The organism is Streptomyces sp. NPDC051364, assembly GCF_040682115.1.
Taxonomy (GTDB): Bacteria; Actinomycetota; Actinomycetes; order Streptomycetales; family Streptomycetaceae; genus Streptomyces.
In genome coordinates this window covers 132,445-156,962 of sequence record NZ_JBFBAH010000005.1, presented here as the reverse complement: position 1 = coordinate 156,962, position 24,518 = coordinate 132,445, and the positions used below count along the sequence as shown (strand labels likewise).

The 24,518-nt window shown below is 72.5% G+C and carries 19 protein-coding genes; 14 read left to right on the top strand and 5 right to left on the bottom strand.

Annotated features, from left to right (window positions below):
• Positions 1-14: 14 nt before the first annotated feature.
• Positions 15-3,305 (bottom strand): S41 family peptidase, encoded by a 3,291-nt coding sequence (locus AB0M76_RS12730; RefSeq protein WP_365952888.1) that lies wholly within the window; start codon positions 3,303-3,305, stop codon positions 15-17.
• A gap of 153 nt (positions 3,306-3,458) precedes the next feature.
• On the opposite strand from AB0M76_RS12730, the gene AB0M76_RS12725 reads away from it, so the two are divergent.
• A complete protein-coding gene (locus tag AB0M76_RS12725) occupies positions 3,459-4,049 on the top strand; it encodes a TetR/AcrR family transcriptional regulator (RefSeq protein WP_365952887.1) in 591 nt (196 codons plus the stop codon).
• Between the two features lie 116 nt (positions 4,050-4,165).
• Positions 4,166-6,373 carry an MMPL family transporter gene (locus AB0M76_RS12720; RefSeq protein WP_365952886.1) on the top strand — a complete coding sequence of 736 codons (2,208 nt, stop codon included), beginning with the start codon at positions 4,166-4,168 and terminating at the stop codon, positions 6,371-6,373.
• 78 nt (positions 6,374-6,451) lie between these two features.
• Here AB0M76_RS12720 and AB0M76_RS12715 read toward each other — a convergent pair whose 3' ends face one another.
• A complete protein-coding gene (locus AB0M76_RS12715) occupies positions 6,452-6,877 on the bottom strand; it encodes an SsgA family sporulation/cell division regulator (RefSeq protein ID WP_365952885.1) in 426 nt (141 codons plus the stop codon).
• Positions 6,878-7,058: 181 nt separating this feature from the next.
• Between AB0M76_RS12715 and AB0M76_RS12710 the strand changes: the two genes are divergently transcribed.
• The 4 genes from AB0M76_RS12710 to AB0M76_RS12695 are packed head-to-tail and all read left to right on the top strand — an operon-like array spanning position 7,059 to position 10,917.
• On the top strand, positions 7,059-8,150 hold the full coding sequence (locus tag AB0M76_RS12710; protein WP_365952884.1) for an energy-coupling factor ABC transporter permease: 1,092 nt from the start codon (positions 7,059-7,061) through the stop codon (positions 8,148-8,150).
• 1 nt (position 8,151) lies between these two features.
• Positions 8,152-8,913 (top strand): cobalt ECF transporter T component CbiQ, encoded by a 762-nt coding sequence (gene cbiQ, locus AB0M76_RS12705; RefSeq protein ID WP_365952883.1) that lies wholly within the window; start codon positions 8,152-8,154, stop codon positions 8,911-8,913.
• A complete protein-coding gene (locus tag AB0M76_RS12700; protein ID WP_365952882.1) occupies positions 8,901-9,698 on the top strand; it encodes an ABC transporter ATP-binding protein in 798 nt (265 codons plus the stop codon). Before cbiQ ends, AB0M76_RS12700 begins: the two co-directional genes overlap by 13 nt.
• Before the next feature lie 28 nt (positions 9,699-9,726).
• A complete protein-coding gene (locus AB0M76_RS12695; RefSeq protein ID WP_365952881.1) occupies positions 9,727-10,917 on the top strand; it encodes a serine hydrolase domain-containing protein in 1,191 nt (396 codons plus the stop codon).
• A gap of 39 nt (positions 10,918-10,956) precedes the next feature.
• Here AB0M76_RS12695 and AB0M76_RS12690 read toward each other — a convergent pair whose 3' ends face one another.
• The 3 genes from AB0M76_RS12690 to AB0M76_RS12680 all read right to left on the bottom strand — a co-directional run bounded on the left by AB0M76_RS12690 (position 10,957) and on the right by AB0M76_RS12680 (position 14,783).
• Positions 10,957-12,591 (bottom strand): penicillin-binding transpeptidase domain-containing protein, encoded by a 1,635-nt coding sequence (locus AB0M76_RS12690; RefSeq protein WP_365952880.1) that lies wholly within the window; start codon positions 12,589-12,591, stop codon positions 10,957-10,959.
• Between the two features lie 119 nt (positions 12,592-12,710).
• On the bottom strand, positions 12,711-12,863 hold the full coding sequence (locus tag AB0M76_RS12685; protein WP_365952879.1) for a hypothetical protein: 153 nt from the start codon (positions 12,861-12,863) through the stop codon (positions 12,711-12,713).
• A 237-nt stretch (positions 12,864-13,100) separates the two neighbouring features.
• Positions 13,101-14,783 (bottom strand): phospholipid carrier-dependent glycosyltransferase, encoded by a 1,683-nt coding sequence (locus AB0M76_RS12680; protein WP_365953184.1) that lies wholly within the window; start codon positions 14,781-14,783, stop codon positions 13,101-13,103.
• A gap of 259 nt (positions 14,784-15,042) precedes the next feature.
• Between AB0M76_RS12680 and rsmI the strand changes: the two genes are divergently transcribed.
• From rsmI to AB0M76_RS12640, 8 genes are all read left to right on the top strand, one after another.
• A complete protein-coding gene (gene rsmI / locus AB0M76_RS12675; RefSeq protein WP_365953183.1) occupies positions 15,043-15,891 on the top strand; it encodes a 16S rRNA (cytidine(1402)-2'-O)-methyltransferase in 849 nt (282 codons plus the stop codon).
• A gap of 281 nt (positions 15,892-16,172) precedes the next feature.
• Positions 16,173-16,559 carry a hypothetical protein gene (locus AB0M76_RS12670; RefSeq protein ID WP_365953182.1) on the top strand — a complete coding sequence of 129 codons (387 nt, stop codon included), beginning with the start codon at positions 16,173-16,175 and terminating at the stop codon, positions 16,557-16,559.
• Positions 16,560-16,621: 62 nt separating this feature from the next.
• Positions 16,622-17,539, top strand: a complete 918-nt coding sequence (locus AB0M76_RS12665) for a TatD family hydrolase (RefSeq protein WP_365952878.1) — start codon at positions 16,622-16,624, stop codon at positions 17,537-17,539.
• A gap of 118 nt (positions 17,540-17,657) precedes the next feature.
• Positions 17,658-19,130: a ubiquitin-like domain-containing protein gene (locus AB0M76_RS12660; protein WP_365952877.1), complete on the top strand. Its 1,473-nt coding sequence runs from the start codon at positions 17,658-17,660 to the stop codon at positions 19,128-19,130.
• Positions 19,131-19,314: 184 nt separating this feature from the next.
• The gene (gene rsmA / locus AB0M76_RS12655) at positions 19,315-20,226 is read left to right on the top strand and encodes a 16S rRNA (adenine(1518)-N(6)/adenine(1519)-N(6))-dimethyltransferase RsmA (RefSeq protein ID WP_365952876.1); all 912 of its coding nucleotides are present in this window, start codon (positions 19,315-19,317) and stop codon (positions 20,224-20,226) included.
• Complete coding sequence (locus AB0M76_RS12650; RefSeq protein ID WP_365952874.1) at positions 20,223-21,131, top strand: 4-(cytidine 5'-diphospho)-2-C-methyl-D-erythritol kinase; 909 nt, start codon at positions 20,223-20,225, stop codon at positions 21,129-21,131. The genes rsmA and AB0M76_RS12650 overlap by 4 nt, the downstream gene beginning before the upstream one ends.
• A 98-nt stretch (positions 21,132-21,229) precedes the next feature.
• Positions 21,230-22,555, top strand: coding sequence for an acyltransferase (locus AB0M76_RS12645; RefSeq protein WP_365952873.1), 1,326 nt, complete (start codon positions 21,230-21,232; stop codon positions 22,553-22,555).
• Positions 22,556-22,609: 54 nt separating this feature from the next.
• Positions 22,610-24,409, top strand: coding sequence for an ABC-F family ATP-binding cassette domain-containing protein (locus tag AB0M76_RS12640; RefSeq protein ID WP_365952872.1), 1,800 nt, complete (start codon positions 22,610-22,612; stop codon positions 24,407-24,409).
• The last annotated feature ends 109 nt before the right edge of the window (positions 24,410-24,518 follow it).

Here is a 24,518-nt window from a genome sequence, read left to right as displayed (position 1 = left end):
GGCCCCTACGGCCCCTACGGCCTCGGCGGCAGCTTCGGACGCCGCAGGTCCGGTACGTCCGCGTAGCCGGGCGGCACCGCCGCCGGCTCCTGCTCCAGCAGCTCCAGCGCCAGGAACACGGCGTCGTCCAGCTGGGCGTGGCGCCCCTCCGCCCAGTCGAGCGGGGTGCGCAGGATCGCCAGGTCGGGCTCCACGCCGTGGTTCTCCACCGACCACCCGTACTCCGGGAACCAGGCGGCGTTCATCGGCACCGTGATCACCGTGCCGTCGCCCAGGGTGTGCCGGCCGGTCATGCCGACCACCCCGCCCCAGGTGCGCTGGCCGACCACCGGGCCGAGCCCGAGCAGTTTGAAGGCCGCCGTGATCATGTCGCCGTCCGAGGAGGTCGCCTCGTCGGCCAGCGCCACGATCGGACCCCGGGGCGCGTTGGAGGCGTACGACACCGGCTGGGCGCCCCGCGTCAGGTCCCAGCCGAGGATCGAGCGGGTCAGCTTCTCCACCACCAGCTCGCTGATGTGCCCACCCGCGTTGCCGCGCACGTCCACGATCAGCGCGGGCCGGGACATCTCCATCCGCAGGTCCCGGTTGAACTGCGCCCAGCCCGAGCCGCCCATGTCGGGGATGTGCAGGTAGCCGCACTTGCCGCCGCTGACCTCGCGGACCACCGCGCGCCGCTTCGACACCCAGTCCTGGTAGCGCAGCGGCCGCTCGTCGATGAGCGGCACGATCGCCACCCGCCGGGCCCGGCCCTCGCCTTCCGCGGGCTTGAAGGTCAGCTCGACCGTGGTGCCCCCGGCCGCCGAGAGCAGCGGATAGGGCCCGGTCACCGGGTCCACCGGCCGGCCGTCGACGTGGGTGAGCACGGCGCCCTCCCGGATGCCGGTGCCGGCGAGCGGGGAGCGGGCCTTGGAGTCGGAGGACTCGCCCGGCAGGATCCGCGCGAGCACCCACCCCTCCTCGCGGGGCACGAGGTTGGCGCCGAGCAGCCCGATGGGCCGCTGGTAGTGCGGCGGGCCTTCGTTGCGGCGCGCGGGGGAGACGTACGCGTGCGAGGTGCCGAGCTCGCCGAGCACCTCGCGCAGCAGGTCCGCGAACTCGTCGGGTGAGGCGACCCGTTCGACCAGGGGGCGGTACTGGCGCAGCACCCCGTCCCAGTCGATGTTGCACATGTCCGGCTCCCAGAAGTACGCGCGGATCAGCCGCCCGGCCTCCTCGAAGGCCTGGCGCCACTCGGCGGCCGGGTCCACCTCGTGCAGGATGCGCCGCAGGTCCAGGTAGACGGTGGAGTCACTGTCGCCGGACTCGGTCGAGGGGACCGCGCGCAGGTCGCCGTCGTCGTTGACGACGAGCCGGGTGCCGTCGCCGCTGACCGCGAACCAGTCCAGCCCGGAGGCCAGTTCGGTCTTGCGCGCCTTCGTGATCTCGAAGTGCTCCAGCGTGGGCTTGCCGCTGGTGTCGGTCGGGTTGGCGAACGTCTCGCCGAGCGCGCCCGAGATCGGCCAGCGCAGCCACACCAGTCCGCCGCCGTGCACCGGGTACAGGGCCGAGTACTTCGACGCCGTCACCGGGAAGGGGGTGACCCGGCTCTCCAGCCCCTCCACCTCCACCATGACCGCGGCGTCCCCCTCGGTGGCCTCGGCGGCCTCGCCCTCGCCCGGGTCGAGCCCGCCCGCCGCCGGGCGGCCGTCGGGGGTGAACGCGAACGGCGAGGGGGTCGCCGAGGACAGCGGCACCAGGTACGGGCGGCAGCCCAGCGGGAACGACAGGTCGCCGGTGTGCACGTCGTACACCGGGTCGAAACCGCGCCAGGACAGGAAGGCCAGGTAGCGGCCGTCGCGGGTGAAGACCGGGTGGTCGTCCTCGAAGCGGCCGTTGGTGACGTCCACGATCGAGCGCGGGCCGGGGCCGGAGATGCGGGCCATCTTGATCTGGCGCAGCGAGCGCCCGATGCCCGGGTGCGACCAGGTCAGCCAGGCCCCGTCGGGCGAGAACGCCAGGTCGGTGACGGGCCCGTTGATGGACCGGATCAGCTCGGTGACTTCCCCGTTGGACTCCTCGCTCGCATCGATCAGGAGCAGCCGCCCGTCGTTGGAGGAGATGGCGAGCCGCTCCCCGTCCGGGTCGGACAGCAGTTCCAGTACGCGGCCCAGCTCGCCGGAGGCCAGCCGGCGCGGCTCCCGGTCCCCGGAGGCCCGCGGGAGGTAGGCGATCTCGATCGCGTCCTCGCCCTCCGCGTCCGTCACGTACGCGACCTTCCCGCTGCTGCCGAGCATCTCCGGCAGCCGCACCCGCACGCCCGGGGTGTCGGCGATGGTCCGGGCGGGCCCGTCGCGGTGGGTGAGCCAGTACAGGCTGCCGCGGACGACGACCGCGCTGGCCCGGCCGGTGGCGTCGACGGAGAGCGAGTCGACGTGGCTGGCGGCCGGGACCTGGTACGTACGGCGGCCCGCGCGGGGCCCGCCGAGGCGGACGTCGAGCCTGCGCGCGGCGGCGCCGGGGGACAGCGAGTCGACGAGCCAGAGGTCCCCGGCGCACTGGTAGACGACCCGGGAGCCGTCGCTGGAGGCGTGCCGGGCGTAGAACTCCTCGTGGTCGGTGTGCCGGCGCAGGTCGGTGCCGTCGGGCAGGCAGGAGTACAGGTTGCCGATGCCCTCGTGGTCGGAGAGGAAGGCGATCCGGCCGTCCACGAACATCGGGGCGTCGAGGTGGCCCTCGACGTGCTCCAGCAGCTGCTTGCCGTGCAGCCAGAGCCGGCCGGTGGCGCCGCCGCGGTAGCGCTTCCAGGCGGCGGGCTCGTGCGGGGGCTTGCCGGTCAGCAGCAGGGTGCGCCGCTCTCCGTTCGGCTCCTCGTGGACGGCGATGTCGGAGACCGGGCCCCAGGGGAGCCTGCCTCCGGGTGAGCCGTCGGTCGGCAGGCTGTAGGCCCAGGCGTAGTACGAGAAGGGCTGGCCGTGCGAGGACACGGCCAGGATGTCGCTGTGGCCGTCCTTGTCGGGCGGGGTCCAGCCGCAGACGCGGGTGTCGGTGGCGCCCCAGTAGCTGAGCCGGCGGGCCGGGCCGCCGTCCACCGGGGCGAGGTGGACCTCGGGGTCGAGGCTGCGCCAGGTGGTGAAGGCGATGTGGCGTCCGTCGTGGGAGAAACGGGGGTGGCCGACCCTGGTCCGGTCGACAGTGATCCGCCAGGCCCGGCCGGGGGGTTCGCCCTCGGGGACGAGCGGGGCGACCCACAGGTCGTCCTCGGTGGCGAAGCACAGCAGATCGTCGTGGAGGTGCGGGAAGCGGAGGTACGCGCCGTCGTGACTCACCCCACAATGCTTTCCGCGCCAGGGGGGCCTGGCAACTCGTACAGGTGATCCATGCCACTCCCCTCAGCGAAACGGAACGGTTTCGTTTCGTTCGCGACAGGAGTATCGTCATCGGTGTACGAAACAGTTTCGTTCGGAAGGGAGGTGCCGGAGATGTCCGAAGAAGTCCCGTCGCGGCGCAGCCGGATCACCCCCGAGCGGGAAGCCGAACTCCACGAGGCGGTCCTCGACCTCCTCCGCGAGGTCGGCTACGAGGCGCTGACCATGGATGCGGTCGCCGCCCGTACGAAGTCCAGCAAGGCCACCCTCTACCGCCAGTGGGGGAGCAAGCCCGAACTGGTCGCCAGGGCGCTGCGCTGCACCCAGCCGACCTCCCTCCGGGAGATCGACACGGGCACGCTGCGCGGCGACTTCCACCGCATGGTCGAGCACTCCGACAACGCGCAGATGGCGAAGGACACCGCGCTCCTGCGGGGGCTCGCCCACGCCGTCCACACGAGTCCCGAACTCCACCAGGCGTTGCGCAGGCTGCTCATGGAGCCGGAGATCTCCGGCCTCGACGAGATCCTGCGGCGGGCCGTGGACCGGGGCGAGGTCGCCCCGGACTGCCCCGCAATCCGTTTCGTGCCGCACATGCTGATCGGCGCCTTCATCGCGTTGCCGCTGATGGAGGACCGATCGGTGGACCAGGCGTTCCTCGCCGACTTCATCGACTCCGTGGTCTTCCCCGCCCTCGGCGTCTGAGTCCGCCCGCACTCCTTCCTGCTGCTCCTGACACGCCGCTCTCGTCGTCGGGCCGGCTTTCCACGCCCTGATCCATCCCGGATCCATCCCACGACCTGAACGGGAGAACCGCCTCCGTGGCTACCTTCCTCTACCGACTCGGCAGGGGCGCCTTCCGGCGCCGCGGCCTCGTCGCCCTCGTCTGGGTGGCACTGCTGTTCGCCGCCGGCTTCGGCGCGGCGACGGCGTCCGCACCCACCTCCGGATCGTTCTCCATACCCGGCACGGAGGCCCAGAAGGCCTTCGACGTGCTGGACGAGAAGTTCCCGGGCATGGCCGCCGACGGCGCCACCGCCCGTATCGTCGTCAAGGCGCCCGCGGGCGCCTCGGTCAACGACCCGAAGTACAAGACCGAGGTCGAGAAGATCGTCTCCGGTCTGAAGGACGGCCCGGGCAAGGCCGAGGTCGCCTCGGTCACCGACCCGTACCAGGCCCAGGCGGTGAGCCAGGACGGCTCCACCGCGTACGTCAGCGTCAAGTACACCGTCAGCGGCATGGAGCTGAAGGACGACACGCGCGACGCGCTCAAGGACTCCGGCACCGCGGCCCAGAGCGCCGGGCTCACCGTCGAGATCGGCGGCGACGCCCTGATGACGGCCCCCGAGACGGGCTCCGGCGAGATCGTCGGCATCGCGATCGCGGCGATCGTGCTGGTCATCACCTTCGGCTCGCTGATCGCGGCCGGGCTGCCGCTGCTGACCGCGCTGATCGGCGTGGGCATCGGCGTCTCCTCCATCACCGCGCTCGCCAACGTGCTGGACCTCGGCTCCACCACCTCCACCCTCGCGATGATGATCGGCCTCGCGGTCGGCATCGACTACGCGCTCTTCATCGTCTCCCGCTACCGCGTGGAGCTCGCCGAGGGCCGGGAGCGGGACGAGGCCGCGGGCCGGGCCGCCGGAACCGCCGGCTCCGCCGTCGTCTTCGCCGGTCTCACCGTGGTCATCGCCCTCGTGGGCCTGGCCGTCGTCAACATCCCGATGCTGACCAAGATGGGCTTCGCGGCCGCGGGCACCGTGGTCATCGCCGTCCTCGTCGCCCTGACGCTGGTCCCGGCCATCCTGGGCTTCGCGGGCAAGAAGGTCCTGCCGGCGGGCAAGAAGAGCAGGCTGTTCGGCAAGGGCAAGCCCGCCGGAGCCGAGCCCAAGGCCAACGGCGGCACCCGCTGGGCCCGCTTCGTCCTGCGCCGCCCGGTCATGGTGCTGCTCGTCGCCGTGATCGGCCTCGGGATCATCGCCATCCCGGCGAGCAAGCTGGAGATGGGCCTGCCGGACGACGGCGCCCAGCCGGTCTCCACCACCCAGCGCAAGGCGTACGACCTGCTGTCGGACGGCTTCGGCCCGGGCTTCAACGGCCCGCTGATGGTGGTCGTCGACGGCGACAAGAAGCTCGCCGACGAGACCGAGGCCCGGATCAAGGGCCTGGAGGGCGTGGCCGCGGTCATGCCGCCGATGCCCAACGAGGCCGGCGACGCCTCGATGATCAGCGTCATCCCGAAGGACCGCCCGTCCTCCGTGGAGACCGAGAACCTGGTCCACACGATCCGCGACGGCAGCGGGGGCGACGTCATGGTCACCGGCGCCACCGCGATGAACATCGACTTCTCGCAGAAGATGAACGACGCGCTGCTGCCCTACCTGGCGCTCGTGGTCGGCCTCGCCTTCCTGCTGCTGATGCTGGTGTTCCGCTCGGTCCTGGTCCCGCTCAAGGCGGCCCTCGGCTTCCTGCTCTCGGTGGTCGCCGCCCTCGGCGCGGTCGTCGCGGTCTTCCAGTGGGGCTGGCTCGGCTCGGTCTTCGGGGTGGAGCAGACCGGCCCGATCATGAGCATGATGCCGATCTTCATGGTGGGCGTCGTGTTCGGCCTGGCCATGGACTACGAGGTCTTCCTCGTCACCCGGATGCGTGAGGCGTACGTCCACGGCGAGCGCCCGGGCCAGGCCGTGGTGACCGGCTTCCAGTACAGCGCGCGGGTGGTCGTGGCGGCCGCCGTCATCATGATCGCGGTGTTCTCGGGCTTCATCGGCGCCAGCGAGCAGATGATCAAGATGATCGGCTTCGGTCTGGCCATCGCCGTCCTCTTCGACGCCTTCGTCGTCCGTATGGCGATCGTCCCGGCGGTGCTCGCACTGCTCGGCCACAAGGCCTGGTGGCTGCCGGGCTGGCTGGACCGGCTGCTGCCGAACGTCGACGTGGAGGGCGAGAGCCTGCGCAAGCACCTCGAGGGTGCGGACGGCTCCCCGGAGGCGGAGGGTCCGGACAAGGACCGCGAGCTGGTCAACGCCTGACCCGCCCCGCAGTACACGTCGGCCCGGCCCCGCACCTGATCACCAGGTGCGGGGCCGGGCCCGTTTCGTCTCGTCGCGTTACGCCTGCCGGGTGACGGGGGTGTTCGTACGGCGCAGGAAGCGGCGCAGTGCGGCGATGTCGAACTGGATCACCGCGACACCCTCCGGGGAGTGGAACTCGACGACCGCCTGGACACGGCCGCAGGGCCAGACGCGTACGTCGCCGGTGCCGGTCGGGGCCTGGAGGCCCGCCTCGAGGAGGGCCCGGGGGAAGACCCACTCGTTGTCGGTGCCCTCGGGGGAGAGTCCGGCGGGGAAGACGATCCGTACGGCGAGCGGCTCGGCGGGGGCGAAGCGCAGGGCGACCGGGATCTTCCGGTAGAGCGGGTCGTCGGTGATCACGCGGGCGGTGACGCGCTCCTCGACGGCGGCGGCGACGACGACGGCTGTGGCGACGGCGGTGGCGGCCGAGGCCGTGGGGGGATTCTCGGCGGTGGCTGACACGACAAGACTCCTCTAATCGGAACATATGAGTCCGTATTGCCCCCAGCCTCGCACATTCCCACGAATCTGCGCGGCCGTTTTTGTGATGCGGACGCTCTTGCCAAGGGTTTGCAATTGGGCACTATTCTTGAGCGGTTAAAGACTTTGCCAGCTCAAAGACCGCAGGAAGCGGAGCAGCCCCATGCATGTGCCCGACGGCTTCATCGACGCCCCCGTCTCCATCGCCGCAGGTGTCGCCGCCGCAGGCGCGGTGGCCGTCAGCCTCTGCGGCGCCCGCCGAGAGCTTGGGGGTACCTCCCAGGCCGAAGGCTCTGGGGGAGAGCGGGCGGCGCCGCTCGCCGGGCTCGTCGCCGCGTTCATCTTCGCCGTCCAGATGCTGAACTTCCCGGTCGCCGCCGGCACCAGCGGACACCTGCTGGGCGGGGCGCTCGCCGCGATCCTCGTCGGCCCCTACACGGGTGTGCTGTGCGTGTCCGTGGTGCTGCTCATGCAGGGCGTCCTGTTCGCCGACGGCGGGCTGACGGCCCTCGGCGTCAACGTCATGACCATGGGCGTCGTGACCGTGGTCGTCGCCTACGCGGTCTTCCGCGGGCTGCTGAAGCTCCTGCCGGACACCCGCCGCTCGGTCACCGTCGCCGCCTTCGCCGGAGCACTGCTGTCGGTGCCCGGCGCGGCCGTCATGTTCACCCTCCTCTACGCCCTCGGCGGGAGCACCGACGTCCCGCTCGGCAAGGTGTTCACCGCCATGGTCGGCGTGCACGTGCTGATCGGCATCGGCGAGGCCGTCATCACCGCCGCGACCGTGGGCGCCGTACTGGCCGTACGGCCGGACCTGGTGCACGGCGCGCGCGGGCTGGCCGTGCCGCTGAAGCTGCGCGTCGGCGGCGAGCTCGTCGACGCTCCGGCTCCGGCTGCGGTGCCCGCGGCCGCGGCCGCCCGGTCGACGAAGCCCGTGTGGATCACCGGCCTGGTCACCGCCCTCGTACTGGCCGGCTTCGTCTCCTTCTACGCGTCCGCCAGCCCCGACGGCCTCGAGAAGGTCGCCGCCGACAAGGGCATCGACCAGAACGTGAAGGAGCACGCCGCCGCCGACTCGCCGCTCGCCGACTACAGCGTCAAGGACGTCGACGACGCCCGCCTCTCCGGCGGCCTCGCCGGTGTCATCGGCGTGGCCGCGACCGTCGCCGTCGGCACCGGGATCTTCTGGACCGTGCGCCGCCGCCGCGCGGAGGACCTGACGGCCGCCGGGGCCGCCTCGACCTCGGCGGTCTGAGATGGGCGCAGGCCACGCCCACAAGCTCTACCGGCACGGGCACTCGCCGGTCCACGCGCTGCCGCCGCACTGCAAGCTGGCCGCGGCCTTCGCCTTCGTCGTGGTCGTCGTGTCCACCCCGCGCGAGACGGTGTGGGCCTTCGGGCTGTACGCGGTCCTGATCGCGGCGGTCGCGGCCGCGGCCCGGATCCCGGCCGGCTTCCTGCTGCGGCGGCTGCTGATCGAGATCCCGTTCGTTGCCTTCGCCGTGCTCATGCCGTTCGTGGCGCAGGGCGAGCGGGTCGAGATGCTCGGCATGTCGCTCAGCGTCTCCGGCCTGTGGGGCGCCTGGAACGTGCTGGCCAAGGGCACGCTCGGGGTGGCCGCATCCGTCCTCCTCGCCTCGACCACCGAACTGCGGGCGCTCCTGCTCGGGCTCCAGCAGCTGAAGCTGCCGCCGCTGCTGGTGCAGATCGCCTCCTTCATGATCCGGTACGGCGACGTGATCACCGGCGAGCTGCGGCGGATGTCGATCGCCCGGCGCTCGCGCGGGTTCGAGGCCCGCGGCATCCGGCACTGGGGGGTGCTGGCCAAGACCGCCGGAGCCCTGTTCATCCGCTCCTACGAACGCGGCGAGCGGGTCCACCTCGCGATGGTCAGCCGAGGCTACGCCGGCTCGATGCCGGTGATCGACGAAGTCGTGGCCACCCGCGCCCAGTGGGCGTACGCGGCCGTACTCCCGGCGGCCGCGCTCGCCGTCTGTCTGATGGGATGGATCCTGTGACTCCTGTGACTCCTGTGACTCCTGTGGCTGCTGTGACCGATGCGCCTTCCCTGGAGGTCTCCGGCCTCGCGTACGCCTACCCGGACGGGCACCAGGCCCTCTTCGGGGTGGACCTGACCGTCGGACAGGGCGAGCGGGTGGCCCTGCTCGGCCCGAACGGCGCCGGCAAGACCACGCTGGTGCTGCACCTCAACGGCATCCTCGGCGGCGGGGTCGGCACGGTGGCGGTGGCCGGGCTGCCGGTCGAGAAGCGGAACTTCGCCGAGATCCGGCGCCGGGTCGGCATCGTCTTCCAGGACCCGGACGACCAGCTGTTCATGCCGACCGTGCGCGAGGACGTGGCCTTCGGGCCGGCGGCCGCCGGGATGCGGGGTGCGGAACTGGAGACGCGGGTCCGCGAGGCGCTCGAGCAGGTCGGCATGGAGGCCTTCGCGGACCGGCCGCCGCACCACCTGTCCTTCGGGCAGCGCCGCCGGGTCGCGGTGGCGACCGTACTGGCCATGCGGCCGGAGATCCTGGTCCTGGACGAGCCCTCGTCCAACCTGGACCCGGCGTCGCGGCGCGAGCTCGCGGACATCCTGCGCTCGCTGGACGTGACGGTGCTGATGGTGACCCACGACCTGCCGTACGCGCTGGAGCTCTGCCCGCGCGCGGTGATCCTCAGCGAGGGCGTCATCGCGGCCGACGGGCGTACGCAGGACCTGCTGTGCGACGAGGAGCTGATGCGGGCCCACCGGCTGGAGCTCCCGTTCGGCTTCGACCCGCGCTCGGTGTCGGTGGCATAAGTCCGACCAGGTGATTGTTGGACCGCTCGTGAACATCCAGGGTGAGGTGGCGGAGGGCTTCGAGGCCGTCCGGGACGCCTTCGTACGCAATTTCGAGGTGCTCGGGGACCGGGGCGCGGCGGTGGCCGTGTACCGGGACGGCCGGAAGGTCGTGGACCTGTGGGCGGGCCCGAGGGACGTCGACGGCGGTGACGGCGGCGCCGCGGGCGGCGACGGCGGCGGCGAGGCGTGGGGGGCCGGGACCGCGCAGGTGGTGCGTTCGGCCACCAAGGGCGTGGCCGCCGTCGTACCGCTGCTGCTGCACCAGCGCGGGCTGCTGGACCTCGATGCGCCCGTGGCGGCGTACTGGCCGGAGTTCAAGGCGGGCGGCAAGGAGCGGGCACTGGTCCGGGACCTGCTCGCGCACCGGGCCGGGGTGCCGGCGCTGGCCGTTCCGCTGACCCCGGCCGAAGCGGAGGACGGGCTCTCCGGGGCGCGTGCGGTCGCCGAGCAGCAGGCCTTCTGGGAGCCGGGCTCCGCGCACGGCTACCACGCTCAGACGTACAGCTGGCTGCTCTCGGAGCTGGTGCTGCGGGTGACCGGGGCCTCGATCGGCCAGTGGCTGGCGCAGGAGGTCACGGGCCCGCGGGGGCTGGAGTTCTGGATCGGCCTGCCGGAGGCGGAGACGGGGCGCGTCGGCCGGGTGGGCCCGGTGGACCCGCCGCAGACGGCGGGGGGTCTTCGGACGCGCCCCCGGAGAAACGTTTCGGAGGCGTACGCCGACCCGTCCTCCCTGACCCGGCGGGCGTTCGCGGCCATCACGCCGCCGCCCGACGAGAACGACCCGGCGTTCCGGGCGGCCGAACTCCCGGCGTCGGCGGGCATCGGCACGGCACGTGGACTGGCCGGCCTGTACGCGGCCCTGCTGGGCGACACGGAGGACGGCACGCGGCTGTTCACCCCGGAGACGGCCCGGCTGGCGGGTACGGAGCTCTCGTCCGGGCCGGACCGGGTCCTGGTGGTCAACACGCGCTTCGGCCCGGGCCACATGCTGCACAGCCCGGCCTCGCCGCTGATGTCCCCGGCGTCGTTCGGCCACCCGGGGCGGGGCGGCTCACTGGGCTTCGCGGATCCGGAGGCGGGGATCGGGTTCGGCTACGTGACGAACGCCCACGCCAAGTCGGTCACCGCCGACCCCCGGGCCCAGTCCCTGGTCAGAGCCGTCCAGTCCGCACTCTGACCCTCCGGGAGCGCCGCCCCCGCAACGGTGTCGCACGCGTCAGGAGGCGTTCAGGACCGTCGCCACGATCGGGCCGGCAGCGTCGCTGCCGTGGCCGCCGGCCTCGACCATCGCGGCCGCGGCCACGTCCCCGCTGAAGCCCGTGAACCAGCTGTCCGGGCTGCCCGCGCCGTCGACCTCCGCCGAGCCGGTCTTGGCTCCCTTGTCGGAGCCGCCCACCGAGCTCATCGTCTCCTGGGCCGTGCCGCTGCTAGCCGTCAGCTTCATCATCCGCACCAGCTGCTGCTGCACCGACGGCTTCATCTGCCGACCCGCCTGCGCGATCTGCCGCCCGTCGAGCTCCGGCGAGACGAGCACGGGCTGGTGGAAGGCCCCGCTGCGTGCGGTGGCCGTGAACGAGGCGACGTTCAGCGGGTTCATGGTGATCCGGCCCTGCCCGATGTACTCGGCGGCCGCCTCCGCGCCCGTCGCCTCCGGCACCTGGCCGTCGGTCGAGCGGATGCCCGTCTTCCAGTTGTCCAGCCCGAGGCCGAAGACCTCCCGGGCTTCCTTCGCCAGCGCCGCGTCGTCGCCGACGTTGTCGATCTGCTTGATGAAGGCGGTGTTGCAGGACTTGGCGAAGCTGGTCGCGAAGTTCGCGCCCGGCAGTTCGAAGTTGTTCAGGTTGTGGAAGGTGCGGCCGCCCCAGAAGGCGTCCTTGGTGCATTCCGCGGGCTGGTCGGCCGCCGCCTTGCCCCGGTCGATCAGCATCGCGGCGGTCACGATCTTCATCGTCGAGCCGGGCGCCCGTCGCCCCTCCATCGCCGCGTTGAAGCCGTCCTTGCGGTTGTTGGCTACGGCCAGGATGTGCCCGTTGCCCGTCTGGACGGCGACCACCGAGGACTCCGGGTACTTGGCGACGGCCTTCTCGGCCGCCGCCTGCACCTTGGCGTCCAGGTACGTCTTCAGCGTGCTCGGCTCGCCCTCCACCAGCGTCAGCAGGGTCCGCTTCGGCGCGTCCTGGGCGGCCGGCTCGATCCACAGCTCGGCCCCGGACTTGCCGCCCACCTTGCCGCCGTACGTCTGGCGCAGCTGGTCGAGGACCGGCCGCAGCGAGGGGTACTTCTCCGCACTGAGCTCCTCGCCGTTCCGGTCCACGGCCTTGACCGGCGGGGCCGCGGGGGCGCCCGCGCGCAGCTTCTCGTCCTTCTGCAGCTGCGGGTGGATCACCGAGGCCTGCCAGTCGACGAGCGGCTTCCCGCTGGTCACGCCGCGCACGACGGTCAGCTTCGACTCGTACGCGAGCGGCTTGCCGGCCCCCTCGTACGTGACCTCCGCGGCGACGCTGAACGGGATGGTCGTACCCGTCTGCGTCCCCGGAGTGATCACGGCCTTGGACACGTGGGCCTTCGCCCGGTAGTCGGCCACGGCGGTCTGCGCGGCCTGCACGTTGTTCGTCAGCTCCGCGGCCGCGCTCGCGTCCCCGGCCGCCCAGGCGGCGAGGAAGGCCTTCGCGGTCTGTGCGGCCTCCTTGTCGGTGACGGGCCCGCTGCCCTTCTCGGGCCGGACGGCGGAGCCGCCGTCCTTGCCGTCGCCCCCGCTGTCCCCGACCAGCGCGTACACCCCGTACCCGGCCCCGCCGACCATCGCGAGGAACACCCCGCCGACGATGGCACCCTTCGCCGCCCCGTTCACGTACGTCCTCCCCAGATCCCCGTATTCTCTGAACGTGTTCAAAGAACCTCTGCTGCGGACCTTACGCTGTGCGAGCGGACCACGTACAGCTTGTTACCAGAACGGAACGCCGCGGCCGGTCAGTTGATCGCCACCGTGCTTCCGTCGGGGAGCACGCACACGGATCCGGCGTAGGGCTGGCTTCTGACCGTTCCGCCCTGATCCGTGCACTCTGCGGACGTGATGGTCGGGGATGCCGCCGCCTGGGCCGTCGCGGCACCAAGGGCACTCATGCCGGCAAGGGTTGCCGTGGCAAGAGCGAGGCCGAGCAGTCGTCGCATGCGCATGACGCGCCACCTCTCCGGTGCCCCCGGCCCGGCCTCCACTGGACGACCGGTTCTGAAGCCGAGGGCGTCCTCTTTCCAGCATGGGCACTGCCCGCCACGCCCGCGAGCTGTGGCGGGCGTGCCCCACTTCCCCGAGGCCGCTTAGACCCAATGCCACGTCAACGGCATTGCGCTTAGACCCGCTTAGACCCAGCTGTCCATCCACATGCGACCGCGCCATGAGTCCATCGGGAGCGTCTGGCCCGTGTAGATCGGCCAGAAATAGATGAAGTTCCAGATGATGAGGAGGACCAGCACGCCCGCCGCGATCGCGCCCAGCGCGCGTCTGCGTTCCGTCGAGCCCGACGGGCCCAGCAGGGCGCCGATCATCATCGCGACCGCCAGGCACAGGTACGGGACGAAGACCACCGCGTAGAAGAAGAAGATGGTCCGCTCCTGGTAGTTGAACCAGGGCAGCAGGCCCGCAGCCAGCGCGCACGCGATCGCGCCCGCCCGCCAGTCGCGCCGGAAGAACCACCGCCACAGCACGTACAGCAGCGCGAAACAGCCCGCCCACCACAGCATCGGCGTGCCCAGGGCCAGCACCTCGCGCGCACACTTGCCCGCCTCCGTCGCCGGGCAGCCGTCCGCACCCGGGTCGGGGGACTCGTAGAAGTAGGAGACGGGACGGCCCAGGACCAGCCAGCTCCACGGGTTCGACTCGTACGTGTGACCCGAGGTCAGGCCGACGTGGAACTTGTAGACCTCGGTCTCGTAATGCCACAGGCTGCGCAGCCACTCCGGCAGGAACGACAGCGAACTGCCCTGGTCGTTCTTGGCGGCCCAGTCGCGGAAGTAGCCGCCCTTGCCGTTGTCGGGGGACAGGATCCAGCCGGTCCACGAGGCCAGGTACACCGCGATGGCCACCGGCACCGTCGAGAGGAAGCCCGGCAGCGCGTCGCGGCGCAGCATCGCCGCGTACGGGGCGCCCGCGCCCGCGGTGCGGCGCGCGGCCGCGTCCCACAGGACGGTCAGCACGCCGAAGAAGGCCAGCACGATCAGGCCGTTCCACTTCGTGCCGAAGGCCAGGCCCAGGCACACGCCCGCCAGGATCCGGTACGGGCGCCAGCCCAGGCGCAGCGTCTCGGCGACGGCGACGTCCGGGAGGGTGCGCCCCTCCTCGTCCACAGGGAGCGCGTCCGCGAGTCTGGCCCGGGTCCGGTCCCGGTCGACGAGCAGCGCCCCGAACGCGGCCAGCACGAAGAACATCAGCACCAGGTCGAGCAGCGCGGTCCGGCTCATCACCAGGTGCAGGCCGTCCACCGCGAGCAGAGCGCCCGCCAGGCAGCCCAGGAAGGTGGAGCGGAACAGGCGGCGCCCGATCCGGCACAGCATCAGCACCGACAGGGTGCCGAGCACGGCCGTCATGAACCGCCAGCCGAACGGCGTGAAGCCGAACATCCACTCGCCGAGCCCGATGACCCACTTGCCGACCGGCGGGTGCACGACGTAGCCGGGGTCCAGCGGGAGGGCGACCCCGTCGGGGTTGGCGAGGATCGACTTGTCGATGTCCTTGGGCCAACTCGCCTCGTAGCCCTGCCGGATCGTGGCCCAGGCGTCCTTCGCGTAGTACGTCTCGTCGAATATCACCGCCTTCGGGCTGCCCAGGTGCGCGAAGCGCAGCACCCCGGCCACCAGCGCCACCAGCACCGGCCCCGCCCACGCCAGCACGCGCTGCCAGGCGTCCACCGCGGAGAGCGGGATCCCGAGCGCCGTCCACAACTGCTCGGAGGGCCGGGCGTACGGGGGCACCAGGCGGGTGCGGACGTCCGGGCGCCGCCGCGCATCGGCGGGCGGCGCGTAGCCGAAGCTGCGCAGGCGGCGCAGCCAGGTGGACGGCTGTTCTTCGCGCCCCGCCGGAAGGGCGGGCGGAGCCCCCGCGGGGCTGGGCGGCGGCGTCGCGGTACTGGTCACCGGGTCATCGTAGGGAACGCACCTGTGCGAACCCCAGCGCCGGGGACCCTCGGAGCGTGTGCCGGGTGGGACGGCTGACGTGTGCGGGTGGGACGGCTGAGAGGATGGACCGGTGACGACTGACCAGCCCCCCGGCTCCGGAACCTCCTCTTCGACCTCCTCCACCGCAGGCGTGCTCGTGCTCGCCGGCACCCCGATCGGCGATCTCGCCGACGCCCCGCCCCGGCTCGCGGCCGAGCTCGAGCGGGCCGACGTGGTCGCCGCCGAGGACACCCGGCGGCTGCGCCGGCTGACCCAGGGGCTCGGCGTGCACACCACCGGGCGCGTCGTCTCGTACTTCGAGGGCAACGAGTCGGCGCGCACCCCGGAGCTGGTCGAGGCGCTGGAGGACGGCAAGCGGGTGCTGCTCGTGACCGACGCCGGCATGCCGTCCGTCTCCGACCCCGGCTACCGGCTGGTCGCCGCCGCAGTGGAGAAGGACATCAAGGTCACCGCCGTGCCCGGGCCGTCCGCGGTGCTCACCGCGCTCGCCCTGTCGGGGCTGCCGGTGGACCGCTTCTGCTTCGAGGGGTTCCTGCCGCGCAAGGCGGGCGAACGCCTCGGCAAGCTCCGCGAGGTCGAGGGCGAGCGGCGCACGCTCGTCTACTTCGAGGCCCCGCACCGGCTCGACGACACCCTCGCCGCGATGGCCGAGGTCTTCGGTGCCGACCGGCGCGCCGCCGTGTGCCGCGAGCTGACCAAGACGTACGAGGAGGTCAAGCGCGGCGGGCTCGGCGAGCTGGCGGCCTGGGCCGCGGAGGGCGTGCGCGGGGAGATCACCGTCGTCGTGGAGGGCGCCCCGGCGGCCGGGCCCGGAGACGTGGACGCCGAGGAGCTGGTGCGCAGGGTACGGGTGCGCGAGGAGGCCGGGGAGCGGCGCAAGGAAGCCATCGCGGCGGTCGCTGCCGAGGCCGGAGTACCCAAGCGGGAGGTCTTCGACGCAGTGGTCGCGGCAAAGAATGCGGCTCAAAAGGTGCTGTAAGACGGTAAAGAGCTAACCTGAAAAGCAAAGCTCAGACCGCGCACCGGGCGCTTTGGGACATGAGTCGCCCAAAGGCCGTCCAACAGTAGACAGGGCCTGATGCGCTCCCGCCTGAAGAGGCGTCCACTGGCAATGGCACCAGTGGAACAAGAGGAGCTGGCATGAGTGAGATCGCAGACACCTCGGTACCCGTCCCCGCCCCCGTACCCGCCCCCACAGCACCCGCCTCCTTGCCGAGGCCCGGTGTGCACACCGTGCACGAGGCCTACTCGTTCGCGTGCATGAAGTGCGGGTACGCCTGGGAGCAGGGCTACGAGATCGAGCACCACGTCGACGGCAGTGGCCAGCCCTTCATCATCTACACGGTCAAGGGCGAGCGGGTGCCCTCCCCGCTGTCGAACCCGACCTGCCACAACTGCGGCGGGCACGTGGTGCGGATCATGCGGGAAGGCCAGGTGTCGTCGGTGCTCGGCACGATCGACAAGCTCTACCACCACCGCATCTCGCCCGGGATCGCCGGCCCGGTGCCGGCCGGCGCGAACGTCCCGCGGGCCCCGAAGCAGCGCAAGACCCCGCTGCACGACGCCCCCGGGCCCGTCCCGGTGGACGACACCGAGGAGCGCGGGGGCTGGCTCTCCCGCCTGATGAGGATCTTCCGCCGGTCATAAGGGCCCGGTCACGGCCATGAGCGCCGGGTCGCGGTCAGGAGACCGGTCATAAGATCGGCCGTATGAGCACTGCCGCCAAGGACGCCTCGAAGGACACCCCGCCGCCGCTGCCCGAACCCCTGCGGGTGGCGGTCGCGGACTCCCACACCCATCTGGACATGCAGGGCGGCACCGTCGAGGAGGGCCTCGCCAAGGCCGCCTCGGTCGGGGTGACCACCGTCGTCCAGGTGGGCTGCGACGTGAAGGGCTCCCGCTGGGCGGCCGAGACCGCCGCCGCGTACGAGAACGTCCACGCGGCCGTGGCCCTTCACCCGAACGAAGCCCCCCGCATCGTCCACGGGGATCCTGGGGGCACCTCCCAGCCCCCTGGGGCTGGGGGAGGCTGGTCCCGGCAGGGCGCGCGGGCCGGGGGCGGCGAGGCCGCGCTCGACGAGGCGCTGGCCGAGATCGAGGAGCTGGCGAAGCTCGCCCACGTGAAGGCCGTCGGCGAGACCGGGCTGGACTACTTCCGCACCGGGCCCGAGGGCATGGCCGCGCAGGAGCGTTCCTTCCGCGCGCACATCGAGATCGCGAAGCGACAGGGCAAGGCCCTGGTCATCCACGACCGCGAGGCCCACGCGGACGTCCTGCGCATCCTGCGCGAGGAGGGCGCACCCGAGCGCACCGTCTTCCACTGCTACTCCGGGGACGCCGAGATGGCGCGCGAATGCGCCGCCGCCGGGTACTACATGTCGTTCGCCGGGACCGTGACGTTCAAGAACGCCCGGCCGCTGCGCGAGGCCCTCGCCGTGGCCCCGCCGGAGCTGGTGCTCGTCGAGACCGACGCCCCGTACCTCACCCCGGCGCCGTACCGCGGACGGCCCAATGCGCCGTACCTCATTCCGCTGACCGTACGGGCGATGGCGGCGGTACGGGGGATCGACGAGGACGCGATGGCCACCGCCCTGGCGGCGAACACGGCGCGCGCCTTCGACTACTGAGGACCGAGCCCGCAGAGACGCTCGACACGCTGGGTAGCCGCTCGACTTTGTTGAGTGACGGACGTCCGCTAGGGTGCCGTGCCCGAACCGATGGGGCCGGACCAGTGGAGCGAGCGTCGTGAGCGAGAGTCCTTTCACCGGGGTGTACGGGAACGAGGCCGCCCCGGACCCGGAGCCGGCCGTGGTACCCGCCCCGCGCACCGGCGACCGGCGGGCCGCCCGGCGCCGCAGGAGCGCCGAGGCCGGCCCCGTACCCGCCGCGCCGCCCGTCCCGACCGGGCGGCGCCGGGCCGCGCCCGCCGCGGGCGCGGACCTCGCGGCGCCCGCCGGACCCGGCACCGGGCGCCGCCGCAGCCCGGACCCCGGCCCCCCGGGCACCGGCGCAGCCACCGGCCCCGGACAAGGCCCCGCCCTCGGCGCCGGCACCGGCATCCACTCCGTCCCCGCCGGGACCGGACGGCGGCGCCGTACCGCCCCCGCCGAGACGGCCGCGGGCCGGGACGCCTGGCGGCGGATCGTCCCCCAGGCGCTCGTCGTCGCCTTCCTGGCCGGCGGAACCACGGCCTTCGTCGCCGCCGACAAGTCGGTACGACTCACCGTGGACGGGGAGCCCAGGACGCTGCACACCTTCGCCGACGACGTCGACGAACTCCTCGCCGCCGAAGGGGTCGGCGTCGGCCCCCACGACCTCGTCGCCCCCGCCCGGGGCGAGGCCCTCGACGACGGCGACGAGATCGTCGTCCGCTACGGCCGCCCCGTGCGCCTGACCCTCGACGGACAGAGCCGCGAGGTGTGGACCACCGCCGGCACCGTCGAGGGCGCGCTGCGCCAGTTCGGCATCCGCGTCGAGGGCGCCTACCTCTCCGCCCCGCGCACCGCCCCCGTGCCCCGCGCCGGCCTCGCCCTCGCCGTCCGCACCGAACGCAGCGTCACGTTCATGGCGGACGGCCGCGAGAGCACCATCCGCACCAACGCCGCCACCGTCCAGGAGGCGCTCGGCCAGGCCGGGATCACCCTCCAGGGCCAGGACACCACCTCCGTCCCGCCCGACTCCTTCCCGCGCGACGGCCAGACCGTCACGGTGCTCCGCATCACCGGCACCCGCGAGGTCCGCGAGGAGCGCATCCCGTACGAGACCGAGAAGACCGAGGACGACGGCCTGTTCGCCGGCACCGAGGTCGTCGAGCGGGCGGGCCGCCCCGGAGCACGCCAGGTCACGTACGCACTGCGCACCGTCAACGGGGTCCGGCAGAAGCCCCGCAAGGTCGCCGAGGAGATCGTCCGCGAGCCCGTCACCCAGCTGGTCAAGGTCGGCACGAAGCCGCTGCCGACCTCCGTCTCCGGGGCGGACGGACTCGACTGGGGGGCACTGGCCCAGTGCGAGTCCGGCGGCCGCCCGGCAGCCACCGACGCCTCGGGCACGTACGGGGGCCTGTACCAGTTCGACGTGCGCACCTGGCAGAGCCTCGGCGGCTCCGGACGCCCGCAGGACGCCCCGGGCTCGGAACAGACGTACCGGGCGAAGAAGCTCTACGTACAACGGGGCGCGACTCCGTGGCCCCACTGCGGCCGTCGGCTCTACCGCGGCTGATGCGGCGCAAGACGAGCCTGGGTGCGGGGGAGGTACAGCAGATCGCCGTCACCTGTGCTCGCGCGTTTCGGGGTGTCGACGCGGTCACCGGGGAGGCGCTGCCGGTGCAGAGTCACTTCCCAGGCGATCTCGCAACGCGAGGAGCGCATGCAGGAAACCCAGGCCGATCTGAGACGCTTTACCGGTGAGCACCGCAGAGCAGCAGCCCGAGCCTTCGACCAGCACGCCCCCCGACGCCCTTCTCGGACCGGCAGAGATCCGGGAACTGGCCGCCGTACTCGGCGTACGGCCGACGAAGCAGAAGGGGCAGAACTTCGTCATCGACGCCAACACGGTGCGCCGGATCGTGCGCACCGCCGAGGTGCGGCCCGACGACGTGGTCGTCGAGGTCGGGCCGGGGCTGGGGTCGCTGACGCTCGCGCTGCTGGAGGCCGCCGACCGGGTCACCGCCGTCGAGATCGACGACGTCCTGGCCGCGGCGCTGCCCGCCACCATCGAGGCGCGGATGCCGCAGCGCAAGGACCGCTTCGCGCTCGTGCACTCCGACGCGATGCTCGTGACGGAGCTGCCGGGTCCGGCGCCGACCGCGCTCGTCGCGAACCTGCCGTACAACGTGGCCGTGCCGGTGCTGCTGACCATGCTGGACCGCTTCCCGACCATCGAGCGCACGCTGGTCATGGTGCAGGCGGAGGTCGCCGACCGGCTGGCCGCCGAGCCGGGCAACAAGGTGTACGGGGTGCCCTCCGTCAAGGCGAACTGGTACGCGCACGTCAAGCGCGCCGGGTCCATCGGCCGCAAGGTCTTCTGGCCGGCGCCGAACGTGGACTCGGGCCTGGTGTCGCTGGTGCGGCGGGCCGAGCCGATCAAGACGACCGCCACGAAGGGCGAGGTCTTCGCCGTCGTGGACGCGGCCTTCGCACAGCGCCGCAAGACGCTGCGTGCCGCGCTGGCCGGCTGGGCCGGCTCGGCGGCGGGCGCCGAGGCGGCGCTGGTCGCCGCCGGGATCTCTCCGCAGGCGCGCGGCGAGTCGCTGACGGTGGAGGAGTTCGCGGCGATCGCCGAGCACAAGCCCGCGGCGGAGAGGCCCGCGCTGTGACCGCGACCACGAGTGTGACCGTACGGGTCCCCGCGAAGGTCAACGTCCAGCTGGCGGTGGGTGCGGCGAGGCCGGACGGCTTCCACGACCTGGCCAACGTCTTCCTCGCCGTGTCGCTGTACGACGAGGTGACGGTCACCCCGGCCGATGTCCTGACCGTCACCTGCACCGGACCCGACGCCGACCAGGTCCCGCTGGACCGGACGAACCTGGCGGCGCGCGCCGCCGAGATTCTCGCGGCCCGGGCCGGGATCGAACCCGCCGTCCACCTCCACATCGCGAAGAACATCCCGGTGGCGGGCGGCATGGCGGGCGGCAGCGCGGACGGCGCGGCGGCCCTGCTGGCCTGCGACACCCTGTGGGGTCTGAACACCCCGCGTGCGCAGCTCCTCGACATCTGCGCGGAGCTCGGCAGCGACGTCCCCTTCAGCCTGGTCGGCGGAGCCGCGCTCGGCACCGGCCGCGGTGAGCTGCTGACCCCGGTCGAGGCGGGCACCTTCCACTGGGTGTTCGCGGTCGCCGAGGGCGGCCTGTCCACCCCGGCGGTGTTCCGCGAGTTCGACCGCCTCGCGGCGGGTACGGAGATCCCGGAGCCCGATGCCTCACCGGCGCTCCTGGCGGCCCTCGCCTCGGGCGACGCGGACGCGCTGGCGGCCACACTGGCCAACGACCTCCAGCCCGCGGCGCTCTCGCTGCGCCCGCAGCTGGCCGGGACGCTGGCGGCGGGCACCGACGGCGGTGCGCTCGCCGCGCTGGTCTCGGGCTCGGGGCCCACGACGGCCTTCCTGTGCCGGGACGCGGAGTCCGCAGAGAAGGTGGCGGCGGCTCTGTCCGCGTCCGGTACGTGCCGGGCCACGCGCGTGGCGTCCAGCCCGGCCCCCGGAGCCACGGTCCTGCCGTCCTGACCCCGCAGGGCCGGCTGCCGTGCCGCGCCGGGTACTCACACCGGAGTTGAGTACCCGCGCCCTGTCGGGAGACGGCCCGCGGCGGCGACCGTGGCTCCATGACAGCCACCACCGCACGGGCCATGGCCGACGCCACCCCCGCCGACCGCGACCGGTACGTCGACCTGCTGCGGGTCGCCTCGCTCGGGACCGTGCTCTTCGGGCACTGGCTGATGGCCGCCGTCAGCAGCGACGGCATAGGGAACCTGCTCGCCCTCGTCCCCGCGCTCCAGGCGCTCACCTGGGGCCTGCAGATCATGCCGGTGTTCTTCTTCGTCGGGGGGTTCTCGCACGCCCTGTCGTACCGGTCCCTCGCCAGGAAGGCCGAAGGGCGGCCCGTCTACGCCGCCTTCCTGCGGGCCCGGCTCCAGCGGCTGCTGCGCCCCACCCTCGTGTTCGTCCTCGTCTGGACCGCCGGGGCGCTGGCCGTGCAGCTCGCCGGCGGCGGGGACGGGCGGCTGACCGGGGCCGCCCTGCGGCTGGTCACCCAGCCGCTGTGGTTCATCGGGATCTACCTCGCCATGGTCGCCTTCACCCCGGCCCTGCTGACGCTCCACCAGCGCTGGGGCTGGGGGGCGTTCGCCCTCCTCGCCGGGTCCGCGGCCGCCGTCGACGTGCTCCGCTTCGCGCTCGGCGTCCCGTACGTCGAGTTCCTGAACTTCGCCTTCGTCTGGCTCGCCGTGCACCAGCTCGGCTTCCTGCGCGCCGACGGCCGGATCACCCGCCCCGGCCTGCTCGCCGCCGCCGGGCTCACCGGCGCGGTGCTGCTCGTCGCGTACGGCCCGTACCCGCTGTCCATGGTCGGGATGCCCGGCGAGAAGGTCTCCAACATGGCCCCGCCCACCCTCGCCCTGCTGGCGCACGGGATGTGGCTCGTCGGCGCCGTTCAGCTGCTCGCGGCCCCGGCCACCGCCTGGCTCGCCCGCCCCCGCGTCTGGCGCACGGTCGTCGCCGCCAACGGCATCGCCATGACCGCCTTCCTCTGGCACCTCACCGCCATGCTCGCCGTGTACGCGGCCCAGCTCGCGCTCGGCATCGCGCTCCCCGCACCCGCCTCCGCCGCCTGGTGGGCCCAGGTGCCGCTGCGGCTGCTCGCCGCCGCCGGGCTGACCGCCGTACTCGTCGCCCTCTTCCGCAGGTTCGAAGCCCCGGTGCGCACCGCTGCCGAGCCCGGCAGCGGGCCGCTCGCCGCCCTCGGTACCACCCTGTGCCTGTTCGGCATCCTCGGTCTGTCCACCACCGGGCTCGGCGGCCTCCTCGAAGGCCACAGCGCCACCCTGATCGCCCTTCCGGTCACCGCGCCCGCCGCGATCGCCATGGCGCTGGGCGGCTGGCTCCTGGTGGAACGTTCCGGAGCGGCCCGGAGCGTTAGGCTGGGGGGCTGATCCACACCCTCCCCCGGGACCCGTCCGGGGGGACCCCCACCTGGAGCGCTCCTGATGGCCGTCAATCTGGTCAATGTCGAGGCAGTCGGCAAGGTGTACGGAACCCGTGCCCTGCTCGACGGCATCTCCCTCGGCGTGTCCGAGGGGGACCGGATCGGTGTCGTGGGCCGCAACGGCGACGGCAAGACCACCCTCATCCGCATGCTCGCCAAGCTCGAGGAGCCCGACACCGGCCGGGTCACCCAGAGCGGCGGCCTGCGCATGGGCGTGCTCACCCAGCACGACTCCCTCGACCCCGCGGCGACCATCCGTCACGAGATCATCCGGGACATGGCCGACCACGAGTGGGCCGGCAACGCCAAGATCCGCGACGTGCTGACCGGACTCTTCGGCGGCCTCGACCTCCCCGGCTTCGGCCAGGGCCTCGACACCGTCATCGGCCCGCTCTCCGGCGGTGAGCGCCGCCGCATCGCGCTCGCCAAGCTGCTCATCGCCGACCAGGACCTGCTCGTCCTCGACGAGCCCACCAACCACCTCGACGTCGAGGGCATCTCCTGGCTGGCCAAGCACCTCCAGGAACGCCGCTCCGCGCTCGTCTGCGTCACCCACGACCGCTGGTTCCTCGACCAGGTCTGCACCCGCATGTGGGACGTGCAGCGCGGCTCCGTGTTCGAGTACGAGGGCGGCTACAGCGACTACGTCTTCGCCCGCGCCGAGCGCGACCGCATCGCCGCCACGGAGGAGTCCAAGCGGCAGAACCTGATGCGCAAGGAGCTGGCCTGGCTGCGCCGCGGCGCCCCCGCCCGGACCTCCAAGCCGCGCTACCGCATCGAGGCCGCGAACGAGCTCATCGCGGACGTGCCGCCGCCGCGCGACAAGTCCGAGCTGATGAAGTTCGCCAACGCCCGCCTCGGCAAGACCGTCTTCGACCTGGAGAACGTCACCGTCCAGGCCGGGCCGAAGACCCTGCTCAAGGGCCTCACCTGGCACCTCGGCCCCGGCGACCGCGTCGGCCTCGTCGGCGTCAACGGCGCCGGCAAGACCTCCCTGCTGCGCGCGCTCGCGGAGGCGGCCCGTACCCAGGGCGACGTACAGCCGGCCGCCGGCAGCGTCACCGTCGGCAAGACGGTGAAGCTGGCGTACCTCTCCCAGGAGGTCGGCGAACTCGACCCGTCCTTGCGGGTCCTGGAGGCGGTGCAGCGCGTACGCGACCGCGTGGACCTCGGCAAGGGCCGCGAGATGACGGCCGGTCAGCTGTGCGAGCAGTTCGGTTTCACCAAGGAGAAGCAGTGGACGCCCGTCGGCGACCTCTCCGGCGGTGAGCGGCGCCGACTGCAGATCCTGCGGCTGCTGATGGACGAGCCCAACGTGCTCTTCCTCGACGAGCCCACCAACGACCTCGACATCGAGACCCTCACCCAGCTCGAGGACCTCCTCGACGGCTGGCCGGGTTCGATGATCGTGATCTCCCACGACCGGTTCTTCATCGAGCGCACCACCGACACGGTGATGGCGCTGCTGGGCGACGCCAGCCTGCGGATGCTGCCGCGCGGCCTCGACGAGTACCTGGAGCGCCGGAAGAAGATGATCGAGGCGGCCGCCCCGGCGCCCGCCCCGGCCGCCGCCGCCAAGTCGAGCGCCTCGGGCGACTCGCGCGCGGCGAAGAAGGAACTCGCGAAGATCGAGCGCCAGCTCAACAAGATGGCGGACCGCGAGACGAATCTGCACGCCCAGATCGCCGAGAACGCCACCGATTTCGACAAGGTCGCGAAGCTCGACGCGGAGCTGCGCGAACTCATCTCGGACCGGGACGAGTTGGAGATGCGCTGGCTCGAGCTGGCCGAGGAGGCCTAGATTCCGACACCCGTCGGCGTCAACTGGCCTGATAACGGCGTTGTCACGGGCCGGTCCTCCCTTGGGAACAGGGGTGGACCGGCCCGTTGTATGAGCGCTGTCAGTGATA

Coding starts and splice junctions, on each gene's coding strand:
- AB0M76_RS12640 (WP_365952872.1), top strand. CDS start 22,610: ATGGCCGTCAATCTGGTCAATGTCGAGGCAGTCGGCAAGGTGTACGGA.
- AB0M76_RS12685 (WP_365952879.1), bottom strand. CDS start 12,863: ATGAGTGCCCTTGGTGCCGCGACGGCCCAGGCGGCGGCATCCCCGACC.
- cbiQ (WP_365952883.1), top strand. CDS start 8,152: ATGGGCGCAGGCCACGCCCACAAGCTCTACCGGCACGGGCACTCGCCG.
- AB0M76_RS12665 (WP_365952878.1), top strand. CDS start 16,622: ATGAGCACTGCCGCCAAGGACGCCTCGAAGGACACCCCGCCGCCGCTG.
- AB0M76_RS12645 (WP_365952873.1), top strand. CDS start 21,230: ATGACAGCCACCACCGCACGGGCCATGGCCGACGCCACCCCCGCCGAC.
- AB0M76_RS12670 (WP_365953182.1), top strand. CDS start 16,173: ATGAAGTGCGGGTACGCCTGGGAGCAGGGCTACGAGATCGAGCACCAC.
- AB0M76_RS12700 (WP_365952882.1), top strand. CDS start 8,901: ATGGATCCTGTGACTCCTGTGACTCCTGTGACTCCTGTGGCTGCTGTG.
- AB0M76_RS12725 (WP_365952887.1), top strand. CDS start 3,459: ATGTCCGAAGAAGTCCCGTCGCGGCGCAGCCGGATCACCCCCGAGCGG.
- AB0M76_RS12710 (WP_365952884.1), top strand. CDS start 7,059: ATGCATGTGCCCGACGGCTTCATCGACGCCCCCGTCTCCATCGCCGCA.